General features: G+C 65.4%; 17 protein-coding genes. 10 read left to right on the top strand and 7 right to left on the bottom strand.

Going from position 1 to position 18953, the window contains the following annotated elements:
• Positions 1-37: 37 nt before the first annotated feature.
• Positions 38-934: a recombination-associated protein RdgC gene (locus ACSQ8Y_RS23460; RefSeq protein WP_161070441.1), complete on the top strand. Its 897-nt coding sequence runs from the start codon at positions 38-40 to the stop codon at positions 932-934.
• Positions 935-1006: 72 nt separating this feature from the next.
• Here ACSQ8Y_RS23460 and ACSQ8Y_RS23455 read toward each other — a convergent pair whose 3' ends face one another.
• Both ACSQ8Y_RS23455 and ACSQ8Y_RS23450 read right to left on the bottom strand, forming a co-directional pair.
• Entirely contained in the window at positions 1007-2542 is a 1536-nt protein-coding gene (locus ACSQ8Y_RS23455; RefSeq protein WP_436268818.1) for a class I SAM-dependent methyltransferase, read from the bottom strand.
• A 33-nt stretch (positions 2543-2575) separates the two neighbouring features.
• Positions 2576-3061 carry an asparaginase domain-containing protein gene (locus ACSQ8Y_RS23450; RefSeq protein WP_436268817.1) on the bottom strand — a complete coding sequence of 162 codons (486 nt, stop codon included), beginning with the start codon at positions 3059-3061 and terminating at the stop codon, positions 2576-2578.
• A 144-nt stretch (positions 3062-3205) separates the two neighbouring features.
• On the opposite strand from ACSQ8Y_RS23450, the gene ACSQ8Y_RS23445 reads away from it, so the two are divergent.
• A complete protein-coding gene (locus tag ACSQ8Y_RS23445) occupies positions 3206-3958 on the top strand; it encodes an L-asparaginase (protein WP_436268816.1) in 753 nt (250 codons plus the stop codon).
• Positions 3959-3996: 38 nt separating this feature from the next.
• On the opposite strand, the gene ACSQ8Y_RS23440 is transcribed toward ACSQ8Y_RS23445, so the two are convergent.
• Positions 3997-5001: a D-2-hydroxyacid dehydrogenase family protein gene (locus tag ACSQ8Y_RS23440; protein ID WP_436268815.1), complete on the bottom strand. Its 1005-nt coding sequence runs from the start codon at positions 4999-5001 to the stop codon at positions 3997-3999.
• 325 nt (positions 5002-5326) lie between these two features.
• Here ACSQ8Y_RS23440 and ACSQ8Y_RS23435 point away from each other — a divergent pair, with 325 nt between their 5' ends.
• The 4 genes from ACSQ8Y_RS23435 (at position 5327) to ACSQ8Y_RS23420 (ending at position 10720) form a co-directional block, all read left to right on the top strand.
• Positions 5327-7195, top strand: coding sequence for a phosphoenolpyruvate carboxykinase (GTP) (locus ACSQ8Y_RS23435; protein ID WP_436268814.1), 1869 nt, complete (start codon positions 5327-5329; stop codon positions 7193-7195).
• 85 nt (positions 7196-7280) lie between these two features.
• Positions 7281-7898 carry a TetR/AcrR family transcriptional regulator gene (locus tag ACSQ8Y_RS23430; RefSeq protein WP_436268813.1) on the top strand — a complete coding sequence of 206 codons (618 nt, stop codon included), beginning with the start codon at positions 7281-7283 and terminating at the stop codon, positions 7896-7898.
• A 211-nt stretch (positions 7899-8109) separates the two neighbouring features.
• Positions 8110-8781, top strand: a complete 672-nt coding sequence (locus tag ACSQ8Y_RS23425) for a 2-hydroxychromene-2-carboxylate isomerase (RefSeq protein ID WP_436268812.1) — start codon at positions 8110-8112, stop codon at positions 8779-8781.
• A gap of 139 nt (positions 8782-8920) precedes the next feature.
• Positions 8921-10720, top strand: coding sequence for a DUF885 domain-containing protein (locus ACSQ8Y_RS23420; protein WP_436268811.1), 1800 nt, complete (start codon positions 8921-8923; stop codon positions 10718-10720).
• 112 nt (positions 10721-10832) lie between these two features.
• On the opposite strand, the gene uvrA is transcribed toward ACSQ8Y_RS23420, so the two are convergent.
• Positions 10833-13694, bottom strand: coding sequence for an excinuclease ABC subunit UvrA (gene uvrA / locus ACSQ8Y_RS23415; RefSeq protein ID WP_436268810.1), 2862 nt, complete (start codon positions 13692-13694; stop codon positions 10833-10835).
• A gap of 255 nt (positions 13695-13949) precedes the next feature.
• On the opposite strand from uvrA, the gene ssb reads away from it, so the two are divergent.
• The 4 genes from ssb to ACSQ8Y_RS23395 all read left to right on the top strand — a co-directional run bounded on the left by ssb (position 13950) and on the right by ACSQ8Y_RS23395 (position 15662).
• Positions 13950-14450 carry a single-stranded DNA-binding protein gene (ssb, locus tag ACSQ8Y_RS23410; RefSeq protein ID WP_436268809.1) on the top strand — a complete coding sequence of 167 codons (501 nt, stop codon included), beginning with the start codon at positions 13950-13952 and terminating at the stop codon, positions 14448-14450.
• A gap of 78 nt (positions 14451-14528) precedes the next feature.
• A complete protein-coding gene (locus tag ACSQ8Y_RS23405) occupies positions 14529-15020 on the top strand; it encodes a helix-turn-helix domain-containing protein (protein ID WP_436268807.1) in 492 nt (163 codons plus the stop codon).
• Entirely contained in the window at positions 15017-15424 is a 408-nt protein-coding gene (locus ACSQ8Y_RS23400) for a VOC family protein (RefSeq protein WP_436268806.1), read from the top strand. The genes ACSQ8Y_RS23405 and ACSQ8Y_RS23400 overlap by 4 nt, the downstream gene beginning before the upstream one ends.
• A 13-nt stretch (positions 15425-15437) precedes the next feature.
• Positions 15438-15662, top strand: coding sequence for a hypothetical protein (locus ACSQ8Y_RS23395; protein WP_436268805.1), 225 nt, complete (start codon positions 15438-15440; stop codon positions 15660-15662).
• A 32-nt stretch (positions 15663-15694) separates the two neighbouring features.
• Here ACSQ8Y_RS23395 and ACSQ8Y_RS23390 read toward each other — a convergent pair whose 3' ends face one another.
• The 3 genes from ACSQ8Y_RS23390 to ACSQ8Y_RS23380 all read right to left on the bottom strand — a co-directional run bounded on the left by ACSQ8Y_RS23390 (position 15695) and on the right by ACSQ8Y_RS23380 (position 18920).
• Positions 15695-16699 carry a zinc-dependent alcohol dehydrogenase family protein gene (locus ACSQ8Y_RS23390; protein ID WP_436268804.1) on the bottom strand — a complete coding sequence of 335 codons (1005 nt, stop codon included), beginning with the start codon at positions 16697-16699 and terminating at the stop codon, positions 15695-15697.
• A 152-nt stretch (positions 16700-16851) separates the two neighbouring features.
• Complete coding sequence (locus tag ACSQ8Y_RS23385; RefSeq protein WP_436268803.1) at positions 16852-18183, bottom strand: ATP-binding protein; 1332 nt, start codon at positions 18181-18183, stop codon at positions 16852-16854.
• The gene (locus ACSQ8Y_RS23380; protein WP_436268802.1) at positions 18180-18920 is read right to left on the bottom strand and encodes a response regulator; all 741 of its coding nucleotides are present in this window, start codon (positions 18918-18920) and stop codon (positions 18180-18182) included. The genes ACSQ8Y_RS23385 and ACSQ8Y_RS23380 overlap by 4 nt, the downstream gene beginning before the upstream one ends.
• Positions 18921-18953: the final 33 nt, after the last annotated feature.

The following is an 18953-nucleotide window of genomic DNA, read 5'->3' as shown; positions in this document are numbered from 1 at the left end:
TCCCCCAGAATTTAGTTGAACAAAGGCAAACTCAAATATGTGGTTCAAGAATCTGCAAATCTACCGTCTGCCCGCGCCCTGGGCATTTACTCCCGAACAACTCGAAGCGGCGCTCAGCACCAACGCCTTTTCGCCGGCCAGCAGCAATGAATTGCTGCGCCAGGGCTGGGACAAGCCGCGCCCTAACGGCGGCCTGGTGCACGTGGTCAACAATCAGATGCTGATCCTGCTGGGCACCGAGAAGAAGCTGCTGCCGGCGACCGTCATCAACCAAGTGGCCAAGGCCCGCGCGGCCGAGATGGAAGAAGCGCAAGGTTTTGCCCCAGGCAAGAAAGCCATGAAGGAACTGAAGGAACGCGTGGCCGACGAACTGCTGCCGCGCGCCTTCTCGATCCGCGGCAACGTCTGGACCTGGATCGACCCGGTCAACGGCTGGCTGGTGGTGGACGCGGCCAGCCCGGCCAAGGCCGATGAAGTGATCAAGCTGCTGTTGAAGGCGGTCGACCGCATGCCGCTGGAAAGCCTGCGCGTGCAGCGCTCGCCGGTCGGCGTGATGACCGAATGGCTGCAGGCCGATGATTCGCCGTCCGGCTTCACGGTCGACATGGACACCGAGCTGCGCGCCACCGGCGAGAGCAAGGCCGCGGTGCGCTATGTGCGCCACACCCTGGAAGCGGACGAGGTGCGCCGCCACATCGCCGCCGGCAAGCAGTGCACCCGCCTGGCCATGACGTGGGAAAGCAAGATCTCCTTCACCCTGACTGAATCGCTGGCGCTGAAAGGCATCAAGCCGCTGGACGTGCTGAAGGAAACCGAGTCGAGCACCCGCAACGACGACGAGCGTTTCGACGGCGACTTCATGCTGATGACCGGCGAACTGAGCAAGATGATGGCCGATGTGGTCGAAGCCTTGGGCGGTGAAGCGAAAGCCTGATCTCCCCCGGATAAGAAAAAACCCGCCTGGTCCACATGGACCAGGCGGGTTTTTTTTCGCGCCGGCGGCGTATCAGCCGACGATGCCCTGCGCTTGCAGGATGGGCAGGGTGAATTCGGCAAAGGCGTCCGCCATGCGGCGCAGCTCGGCCGACTGCGCGTCGCGCTCGAGCGCCACGCCCTCTTTTTGCAGGCGCTGGTTCTGCCGGTCGAGGATGGCGCCGGCGAACGCGGCCCACTCGGCCGGCTGCTGCTTGCCTTGCAGGCTGGCCAGCACGAACAGCTGGCTGAAACGGTCGAGCTGGGTGCCGCTGCCGGTGACGGGCGAGGCCAGGTAGGACACTTCGCTGCCGGTGACCGCCATCTGGCACAGGTGGCGGTTCAGGCGCTCGGTCTGCGGGCGCGCGCCGGCGATGGCGTGGTCGTCCTGCACCGCGCGCAGGTTGCCATTGCCCGCCAGCACAAACACGGCCTGCACGATTTGCGCGATGGACACGTTCTGCGTGGCGCAGGCCGCCTCGATCTCGGCGATCGTGCGCGGCTGGTGGTCGGCCAGCAAGTCCAGGATGGGCGCGTACACGGCCGTCTGCAGCGTCACCTCGCCCAGCGGGGCGCTGATCTTCAGCGGCACGTCCTTGCGCGGCACCGCCAGCAGCAGCTTTTGCTTGCGCAGCAAGTCCTCGCGCGCGGCGGCGGACAGGCGGCGCGCGCCGCGCACCCAGTAGTCGCGCCGGAACTGCTGGTTGACCATGAAGTCGCGCACCGTCTCGCGGAACATCGGGTCCGGGATTTCCGCCAGCAGCGCCTGCTGCTCGGCGCTGAAGTTGACCGAGTCGATGTGGTCCAGATAAAAGGCCGAGCAGGCATAGCTGAGTTTGGCTTCCTCCAGCTGTTCGGCCATGGCCGCGAACGACATCGGTACCCAGTCGCGGTTGAAATACTCGTGCGCCACGTAGTTGCGGTTCATGTCCTTGATGCGTTCCATGCGCGCGCTCACGCCCGGGTTGGCCTTGAGGAAGGCGGGCTGGGTGGCGAACAGCTTCTCGACAAAGGCGATGGACTCGTCGATGCGCGGCACGATGCCCTTGCCCGGCGCGCCCATCACCTGGCTGTGCTCGGTGAGCAGGTCGCGCACCGGCGCCATCGCGGCCCAGCCGGGCTGGGTGTTGTAGCTGATGTAGAGCACGCCGCCCGGCTTCAGCTTGCGGCGCACGAAGTCGACGATGACGGCGCGGTTGGCGTCCGAGATCCAGCTCCAGATGCCGTGCAGGCAGATGAAATCGAAGTCCGGCAGGTGGGGGCGGCTGCAGAATTCCTCGAAAGACAGGTCGTGCAGCTGCGCGTGCGCGTCCGACGCGACCGCCAGCTCCTGGGCGAACGCGGCCTGGGCCGGATTGAAGTCGGTGCCGTGCCACTCGGTGACGGAGGCGGCCGCATGGATATTGACGCTGACGCCCTGGCCGAAACCGAGCTCGCAAGCGGCGCCCACCTCGGGGAAGGCCAGTCCCGCGTTCAGGAAGGCCAGCTTGATGCGCAGCGGGTTAAGCTCCGTGTAGAGGCCAAAAGTGTAGCCGATGTCGGCTACGTAGCCGGCGGACCAGTCGGACATTGCTTCTCCTGAAATCATGAAATATTGTCCATTTTACAGCGCCTGGAACACACCGGCAGCACGGTTCTTCTGCACATTGTCCCAGCTGAAAATGCGGCCGTTCATGGCCACGTAGACGCCGGCCGGCAGGGTCTGCGCCGCGGCGCAGGCGAAGCCGAGGTTGAACAGCGCGTCCGAGTTGGCGATTTCGTAGGGGATCATGGCGCCGGTCAGCACGACGGTCTGCGCCAGCGCGGCAGCGCCCAGCACGGCGGCAGTCTCCTTCATGGTGTCGGTGCCGTGCACGATGACGATGGCCTGCTCGGCGGCGGCGCGGCAGCTGGCCAGCACGCGCGCGCGGTCGGCGTCCTGCATGTCGAGCGAATCGAGCAGGGGCAGCTGTTCCAGCGTCGCGCCCACCGTCATGCGCGACTGTGCGATGGCTTGCGGCAAGTGGCTGTCGGCGAAGGCCAGCGTGCCGTTCAGTTCGTTGTAGTGCTTGTCGAAGGTGCCGCCAGTGGCGATGATGCGCAGGGTCATGATGGAGTCCGGTGGTAAGTCTACGATAAGGGCGCATGATAGCGTGTCGCGGCCACATGCGAAACTTGGACGCAAAACATGGCCACACTCATCTGGAAAGTTGGGCATACTCCGATTACACTGGTTTCTTTGTCCGGCCACATCATGAAAGCGCTCGCTCCCGGTACCGTCATTTTCCACCGCCATCGCGGCTATGGCGTGATCACGGCCGTCAATCTGCTGACCGGCTGGATCGCCGCGCGCTTCGGCAGCGAGTCGCGGACCTTGGACCTGAACCTGTCGACCGACGAGGTGCAGTTCGCCGACGGCGAAGCCATCCTGTTCCGGCGCGCGCCGCCGGACCGCATGCCGCACGCGCGGCTGATGGCCATGGTGCGCGAGCTGCACCGGGCCGGCTACCAGAGGCTGTACCTGTACTCCTGGCCCAAGCCGTCCGGCCTGCACTGGCGCTGGCACTTGTTCACCGGCCCGCGCGACTGGATGCAGCGTTCCTGGCGCGAAGGCTGGTATGGTTCCGGCGCCGACTACAACGTCAACCCCGTGATGGGCTGGGGCGACACGCCCGGCGCCAGCACCGAGGAGCTGGTGCACGCGCTGGCGCGTTTCGACCCGCAAGGCCTGGCGCAAGCGCTGGGGCGCGACGAAGACCACGCCGCCTGGTTCGGCGCCGTGTGCGACAACTTGCTGCCCGGCTATATGTACAGCCTGGACATGGCGCGTCCCGACGGCGGCCCGCTGACCGAGATGCCGGCCGTGCCGGTGATCCCGGTGCGCGCCACCCTGCCCGCCTACAGCGGCCCCGACATCGCCTGGCCGCCAGGCTGGGCCGGCCTGTGGACCAAGGTCCACGCCATGCCCGTTCCCCGCCCCAACTTCAGCGGCATCCCCGAAACCTGAGCCGCAATTTGCGGGACTCGGCGTCCCCAAATTGCGGTTCAGCTTGCTTGGCGGATGTTGGCGGCGTAGCCGGGGTTGAGGATGGTCTTGCAGTTGCCGTTGGCGAAATCGGCCAGGTTCTGGAAGGCGTGCTGGAAGTACAGCTCGTAGCTGTCCAGCTCGACATAGCCGAGGTGGGGCGTGGCCAGCACGTTGGGCATGCGCAGCAGCGGGCTGTCCGGCGGCAAGGGCTCGTCGGTGAACACGTCGAGCGCGGCGCCGCCCGGCGCGCCCAGCTTCAGCGCCGCCTCCAGCGCGCCCTCGGCCACCAGTTCGGCGCGGCTGGTGTTGACGAACAGCGCGGTCGGCTTCATGCGCGCCAGGTCTGCCGCCGTGACGATGCCGCGTGTCGAGTCGGCCAGGCGCAGGTGCAGGCTGAGCACGTCCGCCTCGGCGAAGAACTGCTCGCGCGATTCGGCCGCCGTATGGCCGTCCGCCACCGCCGCGTCGCGGCTGGCCTGCCCGCCCCAGACGAGGATCTTCATGCCGAAGGCCTTGCCGTAGCCGGCGATCAGCTTGCCGATCTTGCCGTAGCTCCAGATCGCCAGGGTGCGGCCCTTGAGTACGGTGCCCACCGTATTGTGTTCGGGCGCGGTCGAGACCGTCTGCCACAGCCCTTCCTTCAGGTGGGCCGCGTAGGGCACGATCTTGCGCTGCGCCGCCATGATCAGCGCCCAGGCCAGCTCGGCCGGCGCGGTCGGCGAACCGACGCCCTCGGCGATGGCGATGCCCAGTTCGGTGGCGGCCTCCACATTGATGTGGCCGCTGACCTTGCCGGTCTGCGAAATGAGCTTGAGGTTCGGCAGCTTGGCCAGCAGCGCACGGGAAAACTCGGTGCGCTCGCGTATCAGCACCACCGCGTCGAACGGCGCCAGCCGGGCCGCCAGCTGGCCCACGCCGCGGCTGGAATTGTTGAACACTTTGACATCATGCCCTTCCAGCAATTTAAAGCACTTCAGGCTGCGGGTGGCGTCTTGGTAATCGTCGAGGATTGCTATCTTCATAATGGTTGGGATGATTTTGACAGGGTTTCGTAGCGAAATAACGGGTTTGCTAATTTCAGGAATAGCCTACTACTTTAGTCAACCAATTCTCCTACATTTTTGACTGAATCGCGGGGGTGCGGGTGTACAATCCCCAGCACTTTGAAGCCCAACAGCGGGTTTCCGCAATACGTTCCATCAGCGCCGCCGCATAATCAAGGCGCATCGACATGACCGCCGTACCGCCGAAGCATTAACGAATGCCTTTCCGTGCGCAAGCCATAAGCTGACGACGATCTGCCGTGCCGGGACAAGACAAAGAATTCTTATTGGCATTGGAGGTACTATGAATCAGCCCGTTATGAGTGGCGTAGCAGCACTGAACGTCCCAGCTTACATCAAACACCAAAAACTCATCCAGTGGGTCGCGGAAGTTGCCGCGCTGACCCGCCCGGCCCGCATCTACTGGTGCGACGGCTCGCAGGAAGAGTACGACCGCCTGTGCGCCGAGATGGTGGCGGCCGGCACGATGAAAAAGCTGAACCAGGACCTGCGTCCGAATTCCTACCTGGCCTGCTCGGATCCGACCGACGTGGCGCGCGTGGAAGACCGCACCTTCATCTGCTCGAAAACCAAGGAAGAGGCCGGCCCGACCAACAACTGGATGGCCCCGGCTGAAATGCGCTCCACCTTGAACGGCCTGTTCGACGGCTGCATGGCCGGCCGCACGCTGTACGTGGTGCCGTTCTCGATGGGCCCGCTGGGCTCGCCGATCGCCCACATCGGCGTCGAGCTGTCCGATTCGCCTTACGTGGCCGTCAATATGCGCATCATGACGCGCATGGGCAAAGCCGTGTACGACGTGCTGGGCGCCGACGGCGAATTCGTGCCGGCGATCCACACCGTCGGCGCGCCGCTGGCGGCAGGCCAGAAGGACGTCGCATGGCCATGCAACGCCACCAAGTACATCGTGCATTTCCCGGAAACGCGCGAAATCTGGTCCTATGGTTCGGGCTACGGCGGCAACGCGCTGCTGGGCAAGAAGTGCTTCGCACTGCGCATCGCCTCCAATATGGGCTTCCAGGAAGCGCAGACCGGCGCGGGCGCCGGCTGGCTGGCTGAACACATGCTGATCCTGGGCGTGGAATCGCCGGAAGGCAAAAAGCACTACGTCGCCGCCGCCTTCCCTTCGGCTTGCGGCAAGACCAACTTCGCCATGCTGATCCCGCCTGCCAGCTTCAAGGGCTGGAAAGTGACCACCATCGGCGACGACATCGCCTGGATCAAGCCGGGCGCCGACGGCCGCCTGTACGCGATCAACCCGGAAGCGGGCTACTTCGGCGTCGCCCCCGGCACCAACACCAAGACCAATTCGAACTGCATGGCTTGCCTGGGCGAGAACACCATCTTCACCAACGTCGCGCTGACCGACGAAGGCGACGTGTGGTGGGAAGGCCTGACCAAGGAAGCGCCTGCCCACCTGATCGACTGGCAGGGCAAGGACTGGACCCCGGCGTCCGGCACCAAGGCCGCCCATCCGAACGCGCGCTTCACCGTGGCCGCGACCCAGAACCCGGTCATCGACCAGGCCTGGGACGACCCGGCCGGCGTGCCGATCTCGGCCTTCATCTTCGGCGGCCGCCGCTCGACCACCGTGCCGCTGGTGACCGAAGCCCGCAACTGGGTGGAAGGCGTCTACATGGCAGCGACCATGGGTTCCGAAACCACCGCCGCCGCCGCCGGCCAGATGGGCGTGGTGCGCCGCGACCCGTTCGCCATGCTGCCCTTCATCGGCTACAACATGGCCGACTACTTCCAGCACTGGCTGAACCTGGGCCAGAAGGTAGGCGCGGTCAACCCGGCCGCGCTGCCGAAGATCTACTGCGTGAACTGGTTCCGCACCGGCGCCGACGGCAAATTCGTCTGGCCCGGCTTCGGCGACAATATGCGCGTGCTGAAGTGGATGCTCGAACGCATCGACGGCAAAGCGGGCGGCGTGGAAAACGTGTTCGGCGTGACCCCGGAATTCGGCGACCTGAACTGGGACGGCCTGAACTTCACGCAAGAGCAGTTCAACCAGATCACCTCGATCGACAAGGCGGCCTGGAACGAAGAACTGAAGCTGCACGACGAGCTGTTCGACAAGCTGGCCTACCACCTGCCGCAAGAGCTGGTGGCCACCAAGGCTGAAATCGAGAAGCGCCTGGCCAACTAAGCAGGCAGCATCCGATAAAATGGCGCGTCTTCGGGCGCGCCATTTTTTTTGTTTACATTTCGCACAGGTGTGCTAAAGTTTGGGCATGAACACACTGTCCAGCAAAAGCGAAGCCACTTACACCGCCATCCTGGGCACCGCCTACGAGATGGCGGCGGCCGACGGCATCGGCAAGGTGTCGCTGGGCGAGGTGGCCAAGCGCACCGGCATCAGCAAGAGCGGCGTGTTCTCGCGCGTCGGCTCGCTGGAGAGCCTGCAGAGCGACGTGCTGGACGAGTACGACCGCCGCTTCGCCGACGAGGTGTTCATGCCGTCGCTGAAGCTGGCGCCCGGCCTGCCGCGCCTGACGGCCCAGGTGGAGCGCTGGATCGCGCGCTGCAAGGACACCGGTCCGGGCTCCGGCTGCCTGTACACGGCGGGCGCCTTTGAATACGACGACCTGGACGGCCCCTTGCGCGACCGTCTGCAGCAGGGTGTCGAGCGCTGGCGCGCCTCGCTGCGCAAGACCGTGCGGCAAGCGGTGGAGCTGGGCCATTTGCGGCCCGACACCGATGCCGAACAGCTGGTGTTCGAGATTTACTGCCTGATCGTGGGCTTGCTGCACGATAGCCGCTTCATGCGGGACCCGGTGGCGCCGAAGCGCATGCTGATGGCCTTCAGCCGCCTGCTTTCGACGTACAAGAGTTTGAGTTACCAGGAATGACGGCCGCCGCCCCCGCTTCGCGGAGGCCGGTTGCGCCGCCGTTTTTTTTCACTACATTTCGCACACCTGTGCGAAAAAGGAGAGCATCATGACCAAAGCCATTTTCCTCGCGGTAGTCGCCTGCTGCCTGCTGTTCAGCCCCAAGCTGGTGGACGCCCTGCGTTCGCTGCCCGACAGCAATGACGATTTCGGCCTCTGCTAAGGGCGCGCCATGGTAGCCATCGATTTCTATTTCGACTTCGTCTCGCCCTACGGCTACTTCGCCGCCACCTGCATCGACGAGCTGGCGGCGCGCCACCGGCGCGAAGTGCGCTGGCATCCCATCATGATGGCAGCCGTGTTCCAGGCCACCGGCGGCATGCCGCTGCCGCTGGTGCCGATCAAGGGCGACTACGTGCTGCACGACATCGACCGCACGGCGCGCCAGCACGGCATCGTCTACCGCCAGCCGGCCACCTTCCCGCAACTGCTGCTGGGGGCGCCGCGCGCCATGCTGTGGATACGCCAGCAGTACGGCGAAGCGCAGGCGGTGCGTTTCGCCAAGCGCGCCATGCATGCCTATTTCGCCGACCGTGTCGACCTGACGGACGACGAGGTGCTCGCTGGCATCGCGGCGGGCCTGGACATTCCGGCCGATGCCTTGCTGGCGGCCATCAAGTCGGCCGAGGTGAAGGACTTGCTGAAGGCCGAAACGGCGGAGGCGCTGGCGCGCGGCGTGTTCGGCTCGCCCTTCGTGATCGCGGACAAGGAGCCGTTCTGGGGCTTCGACCGCTTCGGCCAGCTCGAAGCCTGGCTGGCCGGCGGCGGCGTGTCGTGGAGCTACTGGGCGCGCAAGCCGAAAATCGTCTCCAGCCTGGGCCACCGCACCGCGCCGCGGCAGTAATGCCGGCATGGCGTCGCCGCGCACTGCCGCCGCGATCATGCAGTCCATGCCGCGTTTTCGGCATTCCGTCACAAACCGCCCGCGCCGGGCGGTTTTCGCGTTTACAGTGCAAGCTCACCCATTTTCAGCTTAAACCACCATGACCAAAACCCGTTTCGGCGCCGCCAGCGCCTTGCTGTTTTCCCTGATGCTGGGCCTGGCCCACGCCGGTCCGGCCGCGCCGGACCTGGAAGGCCGCCGCGCCGCACTGAACAGCCTGATCAAAGAGCAGTGGGACTACACCATGCGCATCAGCCCCGAGTGGGCATCGCTGCTGGGCGACAAGCGCTACAACGACAAGTGGTCCGACTTTTCGCAGGCCGGCATCGACGCCGACGCCAAGGCCACCGTGGAGTTCCTGAAGCGTTTCGAAGCGATCGACACCTCCGGCTTCCCCTTGCAGGAAAAGCTGAACCAGGAACTGATGGTGCGCCAGTTGCGCGAGAATGTGGAAGGCGCGCGCTTCAAGGATTGGGAAATGCCGCTGGCGCAAAACTCCGGCATCCACATCGACGCGCCGCAAATCGTCTCCGCGCTGCCGTTCGAGACCGTCAAGGATTACGAGGACTACATCCAGCGCCTGCGCACGCTGCCGAAACTGTTCGACGAGACCCGCGCGCAGATGGAAAAAGGCGTGCAGGACGGCCTGATGCCGCCGCAGTTCCTGATCCCGAAAATCGTCAAGCAATGCGAGGGCGTGGCCGCGATGAAAGCCGCCGCCTCGCCGTTCGCCGAGCCGCTGAAGAAATTCCCGAAAGACTTCTCGGCGGCCGACAAGGCGCGCCTGAGCAAGGAGGTCCTGGCGGCAGTGCAGAACGATGTCGCGCCGGCATACAAGAAGCTGGCGGTTTTCGTGCAGACCCAGTACCAGCCTCACGGCCGCAAGGACGTGGGCATGTGGTCGCTGCCGGACGGCGCGGCGCGCTACACGCACAAGGCCAAGTCCTCGACCACCACCGACATGACGCCGGAGCAGATCCACCAGCTGGGCCTGTCTGAAGTGAGCCGCATCGAAGCGCAGATGCTGGGCGTGGCGCAGAAACTGGGCTACAAGGACTTGAAGACCTTCAACAAGGCGCTCGCCGCCAAGCCCGCGCTGCATCCGAAGTCGCGCCAGCACATCGTCGACCTGTATCAGCAATACACGGACCAGATGTACAAGCAGCTGCCGCAGCAGTTCGGCATCCTGCCCAAGGGTAAGGTGGAGATCCGCAAGGTCGAGGAATTCCGCGAGAAGGGGGAGGCTGCCGCGTCCTACATGGGCGGCTCGCCGGACGGCAAGCGCGCCGGCCGCGTGATGGTCAACACCGGCGATTACGCCAAGCGGTCCACCATCGGCATCGAAACCACGGCGCTGCACGAGGGCGTGCCCGGCCACCACATGCAGATCGCCATCGCGCAGGAAATCGAAGGCCTGCCGAGCTTCCGCCAGCATGGCAACTACACCGCGTACGCCGAGGGCTGGGCGCTGTATTCGGAGCGCCTGGGGCAGGAGCTGGGCTTCTTCAAGGACCCGTACAGCTACTACGGCCACCTGCAGGACGAGATGCTGCGCGCCATCCGCCTGGTGGTGGACACCGGCCTGCATTACAAGAAGTGGAGCCGGCAGCAGGTGGTGGACTTCTTCCACGACCATTCCGGCATCGAGGAAGTGGACGTGCAGAGCGAGACCGACCGCTACATCGTGTGGCCGGGCCAGGCGCTGGGCTACAAGATCGGCCAGCTGAAGATTTTGGCGCTGCGCGACTACGCGAAGCAGGAACTGGGGGCCCGGTTCGACATCCGCAAATTCCACGACCAGGTGCTGGGCGCGGGCGCCTTGCCGATGGACGTGCTCGAGACGCACATCAAAGGCTGGGTCGACGCCGAAAAACAGGGTGCCAAGGTGGCGACGCAGTAGTTAGCCCGTCATTCCCGCGCAAGCGGGAATCCATGCTGAGCTGGCTCATTCGCCGGCGTATGGATTCCCGCATGCGCGGCGGTCCGCCGTTGCGGAATGACAGGGCGGGGGCTTACTTTTTCTTCGTTGGTTTCAGCAGCGGAATCAGGTATTTACCCGTCACGCTGTCCGGGTTGGCCGCCACATCCTCCGGCGTGCCGGCGGCGATGATCTGGCCGCCGCCCGCGCCGCCTTCCGGCCCCAGGTCCACGATCCAGTCCGCCGTCTTGATCACATCCAGGTTGTGCTCGATGATGGCCAGCGTGTTGCCCTGGTCGCGCAGGCGGTGGATCACCTTCAGCAGCAAATCGATATCGTGGAAGTGCAGGCCGGTGGTCGGCTCGTCCAGGATATACAAGGTGCGTCCGGTGTCGCGCTTGGACAGCTCCAGCGACAGCTTCACGCGTTGCGCCTCGCCGCCCGACAAGGTGGTCGCGCTCTGGCCCAGCTTGATATAGCCCAGGCCCACGTCCAGCAAGGTGTGCAGCTTGCGCGCGATCAGCGGCACCGGCTTGAAGAACTCGTGCGCGTCCTCCACCGTCATGTCCAGCACCTGGGTGATGCTCTTGCCCTTGTACAGCACTTCCAGCGTTTCGCGGTTGTAGCGCTTGCCGTGGCAGACGTCGCACGGCACGTACACGTCCGGCAGGAAGTGCATCTCGACCTTGATCACGCCGTCGCCCTGGCAGGCTTCGCAGCGGCCGCCCTTGACGTTGAACGAGAAGCGGCCCGCGCTGTAACCGCGTTCCTTGGCCATCGGCACCGTGGAGAACAGGTCGCGTATCGGCGTAAACAGGCCGGTGTAAGTGGCCGGATTCGAGCGCGGCGTGCGGCCGATCGGCGCCTGGTCCACCGCGATCACCTTGTCGAAGTGCTCCAGGCCGCTGATGGTGTCGTGCGGCGACGGTTCGGTCTGCGAGCCGTACAGGTGGCGCGACAGCGCAGGGTAGAGCGTGTCGTTGATCAGCGAGGATTTGCCGGAACCGGACACGCCGGTGATGCAGGTCATCAGGCCGACCGGCAACTGCAGGGTGACGCTCTTCAGGTTGTTGCCGGTGGCGCCGGTGATCACCAGCTGGCGTTCCTCGTTGAATACGTGGCGCTGCTTCGGTACTTCAATACGCATCGCGCCGCTCAGGTACTGCGAGGTCAGCGATTCCTTGTTTTTCAGGATGTCCTTCAGCGAGCCGGAGGCGATCACGTCGCCGCCGTGCACGCCCGCGCCCTTGCCCATGTCGACGATGTAGTCGGCGGTGCGGATCGCGTCCTCGTCGTGCTCGACCACCAGCACGCTGTTGCCGATGTCGCGCAAATGCTTCAGCGTTTCGATCAGGCGGTCGTTGTCGCGCTGGTGCAGGCCGATGGACGGCTCGTCCAGCACATACATGACGCCGGTCAGGCCGGAACCGATCTGCGAAGCCAGGCGGATGCGCTGCGCTTCGCCGCCGGACAGGGTGTCGGCGCTGCGGTCCAGCGACAGGTAGTCCAGGCCCACGTTGTTGAGGAACTTCAGGCGCGAGATGATCTCCTTGACCACGCGGTCGGCGATCTCCTTCTTCGAGCCTTTCAGCTCCAGCGTTTCGAAGAACTCCAGCGCGTCGCGCAGCGGCTTGCGGGCGATCTCGTAGATCGCGCGCTCCTGCTTGCCGGTGCCGACCTTCACATAGCGCGCTTCCACGCGCAGGCGGGCGCCGGAACAGGCCGGGCACTCCTTCTCGTTGATGAACTTGGCCAGTTCCTCTTTCACCGCCATCGAATCGGTCTCGCGGTAGCGGCGCGACAGGTTGTTCACCACGCCTTCGAAGGTGTGCTCCTTGACCACGGTGCGGCCGCGTTCGTTGATGTAGGCGAACGGGATGGCCTGCTTGCCCGAACCGTGCAGCACGGCTTCCTGCGCGTTCTTCGGCAACTGCTCGAACGGCGTATCCAGGTCGAACTCGTAATAGGCCGCCAGCGCGGTCAGCATCTGGAAGTAGAACTGGTTGCGGCGGTCCCAGCCCTTCACGGCGCCGGAGGCCAGCGACAGGTTGGGGAAGGCGACGATGCGTTTCGGGTCGAAGAACTCGATATGGCCCAGGCCGTCGCAATCGGGGCAGGCGCCCATCGGGTTGTTGAACGAGAACAAGCGCGGTTCCAGTTCCTGCAGCGAGTAGCCGCACTCGGTGCAGGCGAACTTGTTGGAATAGACATGCTCCTTGGCGGTGTCCATTTCGTAGGCCACGGCGCGGCCGTCGGCCAGGCGCAGCGCGGTCTCGAAACTCTCGGCCAGGCGCTGCTTGATCTCCTGATTTACCTTCACGCGGTCGATCACCACGTCGATGGTGTGCTTTTCGGTCTTCTTCAGCTTGGGCAGATCGTCGACTTCATAGATTTTTGCGGCATGCGTACCGCTCTGTACCCGGAAGCGTACGAAACCATGGGCTTGCATCTGCTCGAACAGGTCCACGTGCTCGCCCTTGCGGTTGGCCACCACCGGCGCCAAGATCATCAGTTTGGTGCCCTCTGGCATGCCCAGCACCGCGTCCACCATCTGCGACACGGTCTGGGCCGCCAGTGCGTGGGTAGGGTGGTTGATGCAGTACGGCGTGCCGACGCGCGCATACAGCAGGCGCAGGTAATCGTGGATCTCTGTCACCGTGCCCACGGTCGAGCGCGGGTTGTGCGAGGTGGCCTTCTGCTCGATGGAGATGGCCGGGGACAGGCCCTCGATCAGGTCCACGTCCGGTTTTTCCATCAGTTGCAGGAACTGGCGCGCGTAGGCCGACAGCGACTCCACATAGCGGCGCTGCCCCTCGGCGTACAGCGTGTCGAACGCCAGCGACGACTTGCCGGAGCCGGACAGGCCGGTAATCACGATCAGCTTGTTGCGCGGCAGATCGAGGTTGATGTTCTTGAGGTTGTGCGTACGTGCGCCGCGAATGCGGATCTGTTCCATTGTTGTAGCCTTGGGTAAAGGGGGCAAACGGGGTGAACCCGGTACTATAGCCGGGTTTAGTCCGCGCCGCCTTGCGCTGTTTGAGGCAGATCAAGGCGGCTGGACAGTAATACTGTATATAATACCAGTATCTGCGTTTTCCGGCTCAGCTTGCCGCCTAAAAAAACGACGGGGTGGCGCGGTGGTGTTGGCATATAATCGCTGTTTAGTCTTAACCGCCCGCTACGCGCGGCCGCTGTTCAACAGGAGTTATACATGGCATCAGTCAACAAAGTCATCATCGTCGGCAATCTGGGCCGCGATCCGGAAATTCGCTACATGCCTAGCGGTGATGCGATCGCCAACATTGCCGTTGCGACCTCGTACAAGTCGAAGGACCGCAACACCGGCGAGCAGAAAGAGCAAACCGAGTGGCACCGCATTTCCTTCTTCGGCCGCCTGGCTGAAATCGTCGGCCAGTACCTGAAAAAAGGTTCGTCGGTCTACGTGGAAGGCCGCCTGCAGACCCGCAAGTACACCGACAAGGACGGCGTGGAGAAGTACGCAACCGACATCATCGCCGAGCAGATGCAAATGCTGGGCGGTCGTCAAGGCATGGGTGAAGGCGGCGGCATGGACGACGGCGGCGGCTACGACGCCCCGGCTCCGCGCCAGGCTCCGGCTCCGCGTCCTGCGCCAGCACCGGCTCCGGCTCCGCGCCCGGCACCGCGCCCGGCGCCGAACTTCTCGGATATGGATGACGATATTCCGTTCTGACGGAGCACGCGCTGACGGAATCAAACGGCCCGGATACCTCGTATCCGGGCTTTTTTTTGACCCAAAGAAGAGACCCGCATGAGCGAAGAGCTTCCCAGCCAGAGTCCTGAACTGTTGCGCCGCCTTCTGCGTGCGAAGGACCGTATGGATGCCGCCTCGGACGAGGAGTGGCCGGTATCGCGCCTGGCGCAGGTCAGCTGTGTGTCGGAGGCGCACTTCGCCCGTTCGTTCAAGGAGGCCTTCGGCCTGCCGCCGCACCGCTACCTGCTCACGCGCCGCATTGAGCGGGCCAAGGCGCTGCTGCGCGAAACCGATTTGCCGATCACCGAGATCGCCTTCCGCACCGGCTGGCGCAGCCTGGGCACGTTCGGGCGCACCTTCCGCGACATCACGGGCAAGAACCCCGGCGAAATCCGGGAAAGCGAGCGGGGCGCGGTGGACGAACCGGGCCGCGTGCCCGCCTGCGTTCTGGGCGCCGCGCACCGGCCCCATCTCACAATGGCAGTTTCGGAGAAGCGGCGCCAAATGGCTGATCTTATACTGGGGACTCAAGAAAAGGAGATCCCATGACCCAAGGTATCGAAGTAGCCGGACTGTATGTCCGCGACCAGGATGAAGCGCTTGCCTTTTATGTCGACAAACTCGGCTTCCAAGTCCACACCGACGTGCGCAACGGCGATTATCGCTGGCTCACCGTGCAGCACCCGGAGCAGCCGTCCTTCCAGCTCGGCCTGTACGTGCCTGGGCCGCCCACCCACGACGAGGCGACCGCGCAGACGCTGCGCGCGATGGTCGCCAAGGGCGCCATGCCGCCCCTCGTGCTGGTGGTGGACGATTGCCGCGCCGCCTACGAGAAAATGCGCGAAAAAGGCGTGGAGTTCACGCAGGCGCCGGTTGACCGCTACGGCACAGTGGACGCCGGCTTCCGCGACCCGTCCGGTAACGGGTGGAAAATGATACAGGCGCGCCGCTGAGGCTGGAGGGAACATGACTACCTCGTCGAACCGCATCCGCCAGTTTCACCGCTGGACATCCATGGCATTCACGCTTGCCGTGATTGCCAACTTTGTGGTCAGGGCGCAGGGCGAGCCGCCGGCTTGGGTGACTTATTCGCCGCTGCCCCCGCTCGCTTTGCTCCTGCTCACCGGCCTGTATTTGTTCGTGCTTCCTTATTCGGCCCGTTGGCGCGTGCGCAAGTCCATGCAAGCGTAGGCGTGACAACCCGGCACGTTTGCCGCGCCGCATCAGTGCGCGATGGCGAGCTTGCCGAAATGCCGGCCGCCGCTTGCCAGCTCGGCATACGCCGCGCCGGTTTCGCCGATGTCGAACACGCGGTCGATGACGGGCACGATGCGGTGCGCCGCGATGGCGCGCGCTGCCTCCGCCAGGTCGGCCACCGAGCCGGTGTTGTTGCCGATGATGCGCAGCGCCTTCACGATGATGGGCAGCAGGTCGATCGGCGCCGCCGTGCCGCTGACAAAGCCGACCGTGAACACAGTGCCGCCCATGGCCGCCGCGTTGAGCGCGCGCGCGAACGTGGCGTCGCCCACCGTCTCCACCACCAGATCGGCGCCACGGCCCCCGGTGAGGTTCAGCACTTCCTCGTCCCAGGCTGGCGTGGCGCGGTAGTTGACCAGGTGGTCCGCGCCGAGTTGGCGCGCGCGTTCCAGCTTTTCATCGGATGAGGACGCAACTATCACGGTAGCGCCCGATGATTTGGCGAACTGCAGCGCAAAAATGCTGACCCCGCCGGTTCCCAGCAGCACCACGACCGAGCCGGGGCGCACTTGCGCCGAGCGCACGGCGTTCCAGGCCGTGGTGGCGGCGATGGGCAAGGCCGCACCCTGCGCGAAATCGAGGTGGGCGGGCAGGGCGACCAGGCTGGCGGCGGGCACGGCCACGTATTCGGCCAGCGAGCCGGGCAGCGTTATCCCACGCAATGCGGCGACATGGTGCGGCGTGATGGGGCCGCCTTGCCAGTTCGGCATGAAGTGCGGAACGACGCGGTCGCCCACGGCCCAGCCGCCGACGTTCTCGCCCAGCGCGGCGACCTCGCCGGCGCCGTCGGCCACCGGTATCATCGGAAATTGCGCGCCCGGGAAGCTGCCCGTGGCGATCGCCACGTCCACGTAGTTCAGCGTGGCGGCGCGCAGGCGCAGCAGCACTTCGCCGGGGCCGGCCTTGGGCTCGGGCAGTTCGGTCTGGCGGAAGGCGGTCAGTGCGGGGGCGGTGAGTTGGATGGCTTTCATGGTCTGCTCCGTGCTGGAAAGGCACCAGTCTCAGCCAAAAGCGCCGGAAGAAAAATGGCGGATCGATTCACATAGTCGAAACCACGGGTTCGCAATCAATCGCGGGTCGCGATATCGGTTCTGGCTTTCGTCGTCTTCTTCCTGATTCTGCGCTAGCGCTTCAGCACCAGGCGCGCCTCCAGGCCGCCGCCGGCCCGGTTATGCAGGCTGAGGCCGGCGTCCATGGCCAGCGTGAGCTGGCGCGCGATCGCCAGGCCGAGGCCGGTGCCGCCGGTGTTGCGGTTGCGCGAGGTTTCAATCCGCACGAAGGGTTCGAACACGGCTTCCAGCGATTCGGCCGGGATGCCGGGGCCACGGTCGAGCACGCTGATCGCCAGCGTGCCGGCCGGCACGGCATCGACGGCGATCTCGGCGGCGCCGCCGAATTTGAGCGCGTTGTCGATCAGGTTGCCGAGCACGCGCCGCAGCGCCTGCGGCCGCGCCACCAGCGCCGCGCCGACCTTGCCCTGCAGGCTGACGTCGTGGCCGGCGTCGAGGTAGTCGGCCAGCATGCTGTCGAGCAGGGCGTCGGGGTCGATGCGGCAGGGCACCTCGGCCGCGCCGTGCAAGGTGCGCGCATACGCGACGCCCTCCTTGACCAGGGTTTCCATTTCCCGCAGATCCTGCTGCAGCTTGACGTGCTGGGGGCCCTCGTCCATCAGGTCGACCCGCAAGCGCATGCGCGTGATCGGGGTTTGCAGGTCGTGCGAAATCGCGGCCAGGATCTGCAGGCGCTCGGTCACATAGCTGGCGATGCGGTCCTGCATGGCATTGAAGGCGCGCGCCGCGCGCGCCACTTCGGAAGGGCCGTCCTCGGGCAGGCGCTCGGCCTTCAGGTCGGGCCCCAGCGTGTCGGCCGCGCGCGCCAGCTGGTGCAGCGGCCGGGTGGCCTGGCGCACCGCGTACCAGCAGCACGCGCCCAGCACCGCCAGTTGCAGCGCCAGCAGCAGCGGCAGCCAGCGCGACAGCGGTATGCCCGGCATCGGCGTGATGTCGATGGTCAGCGGCGCGCCGTCGCTCAGGCGCAAGTGCACCTGCAGCCGCTCGCGCTCGCCGGGCACGGCGTTGGCCGTCACCTCATAGCTGGTGCCGATGCCTTCGGCTATGGAGGCCGCCACCCGCGCCGACAAGGTGGCGTCCGGCGCCGCGCCTGCAATGCCGGGGCCCAGCACGAACCGGTAGCTGCGGCGCGCCAGCCTGGGCAGCCAGTCCGGGCGCTCGGCGGCGGGCAGGCGGTCGAGCAGGGCCACCGAGCTGGCCACTTCGCGTTCGATGTAGCCCATCATCACGTTCATGGTGGCCTGGTTGCGCTCGGTCATGGTGAGCCAGAACGAGGCCGCCTGGCTGGCGGCCAGGCCGACGAACAGGATCAGCGCCAGGCGTGCGAACAGCGAGCGCGGCCACCGCGCCGGGTTGGCCAGGGCGGCCGGGCCAGCCGTCTTCACGCCGGCCCTTCAAGCAGGGTCACGGCGGCCGAGAACACATAGCCTTCGCTGCGCAGCGTCTTGATATAGCGCGGTTCGCGCGCCACGTCCTTCAGCGTCTGGCGCAGGCGGCTCACCAGCAGGTCGATCGAACGGTCGAACGGGTCGGCCTGGCGGCCCTGGGTCAGGTTCAGCAACTGGTCGCGTGTCAGCACCCGCTGCGGATGGTCGAGGAAGACCCGCAGCAGCCGGTACTCGGCGCCGCTCAGGGCTACCATCGTGCCGTCGGCGTCGAGCAGGTGGCGCGCCACCGTGTCCAGCCGCCAGTCGCCAAAGCCCAGCATATGGGCCGCCTCGGTCACTTGCATGTTCTTGGGCAGCATGCGTGCGCGGCGCAGAACGGCGCGGATGCGCGCCAGCAGCTCGCGCGAGGCGAACGGTTTCGACAGGTAGTCGTCGGCGCCCATCTCCAGGCCGACGATGCGGTCGGCCTCCTCCCCGAGGGCGGTCAGCATCAGCACCGGCACCGTGCGGTGCTTGCCGGCGCGCAGCTCGCGGCATAGCAGCAGGCCATCCTCGCCTGGCAGCATCAGGTCCAGCACGATGAGGTCGGGTTCGCCCTGCTCCAGCACGGCGCGCATCTGGCGTCCGTTGGCGGCCAACGATACGCGCATGCCGTTTTTTTCCAGGTAGGCGGCCAGCAGTTCGCGGATGCCGCGGTCGTCGTCGACGATCAGGATGTGGTCGGTATTTTCCATGCATTCATCATAACCCAGCCGATTTCCGGCTTT

This window comes from Pseudoduganella sp. LjRoot289 (assembly GCF_964252925.1).
Taxonomy (GTDB): Bacteria; Pseudomonadota; Gammaproteobacteria; order Burkholderiales; family Burkholderiaceae_D; genus Rugamonas.
Note: the sequence above shows the minus strand (reverse complement) of the source record. Positions and strands in the feature narration are given on the sequence as shown.

Coding starts and splice junctions, on each gene's coding strand:
- ACSQ8Y_RS23460 (WP_161070441.1), top strand. CDS start 38: ATGTGGTTCAAGAATCTGCAAATCTACCGTCTGCCCGCGCCCTGGGCA.
- ACSQ8Y_RS23455 (WP_436268818.1), bottom strand. CDS start 2,542: ATGTCCGACTGGTCCGCCGGCTACGTAGCCGACATCGGCTACACTTTT.
- ACSQ8Y_RS23450 (WP_436268817.1), bottom strand. CDS start 3,061: ATGACCCTGCGCATCATCGCCACTGGCGGCACCTTCGACAAGCACTAC.
- ACSQ8Y_RS23445 (WP_436268816.1), top strand. CDS start 3,206: ATGAAAGCGCTCGCTCCCGGTACCGTCATTTTCCACCGCCATCGCGGC.
- ACSQ8Y_RS23440 (WP_436268815.1), bottom strand. CDS start 5,001: ATGAAGATAGCAATCCTCGACGATTACCAAGACGCCACCCGCAGCCTG.
- ACSQ8Y_RS23435 (WP_436268814.1), top strand. CDS start 5,327: ATGAATCAGCCCGTTATGAGTGGCGTAGCAGCACTGAACGTCCCAGCT.
- ACSQ8Y_RS23430 (WP_436268813.1), top strand. CDS start 7,281: ATGAACACACTGTCCAGCAAAAGCGAAGCCACTTACACCGCCATCCTG.
- ACSQ8Y_RS23425 (WP_436268812.1), top strand. CDS start 8,110: ATGGTAGCCATCGATTTCTATTTCGACTTCGTCTCGCCCTACGGCTAC.
- ACSQ8Y_RS23420 (WP_436268811.1), top strand. CDS start 8,921: ATGACCAAAACCCGTTTCGGCGCCGCCAGCGCCTTGCTGTTTTCCCTG.
- uvrA (WP_436268810.1), bottom strand. CDS start 13,694: ATGGAACAGATCCGCATTCGCGGCGCACGTACGCACAACCTCAAGAAC.
- ssb (WP_436268809.1), top strand. CDS start 13,950: ATGGCATCAGTCAACAAAGTCATCATCGTCGGCAATCTGGGCCGCGAT.
- ACSQ8Y_RS23405 (WP_436268807.1), top strand. CDS start 14,529: ATGAGCGAAGAGCTTCCCAGCCAGAGTCCTGAACTGTTGCGCCGCCTT.
- ACSQ8Y_RS23400 (WP_436268806.1), top strand. CDS start 15,017: ATGACCCAAGGTATCGAAGTAGCCGGACTGTATGTCCGCGACCAGGAT.
- ACSQ8Y_RS23395 (WP_436268805.1), top strand. CDS start 15,438: ATGACTACCTCGTCGAACCGCATCCGCCAGTTTCACCGCTGGACATCC.
- ACSQ8Y_RS23390 (WP_436268804.1), bottom strand. CDS start 16,699: ATGAAAGCCATCCAACTCACCGCCCCCGCACTGACCGCCTTCCGCCAG.
- ACSQ8Y_RS23380 (WP_436268802.1), bottom strand. CDS start 18,920: ATGGAAAATACCGACCACATCCTGATCGTCGACGACGACCGCGGCATC.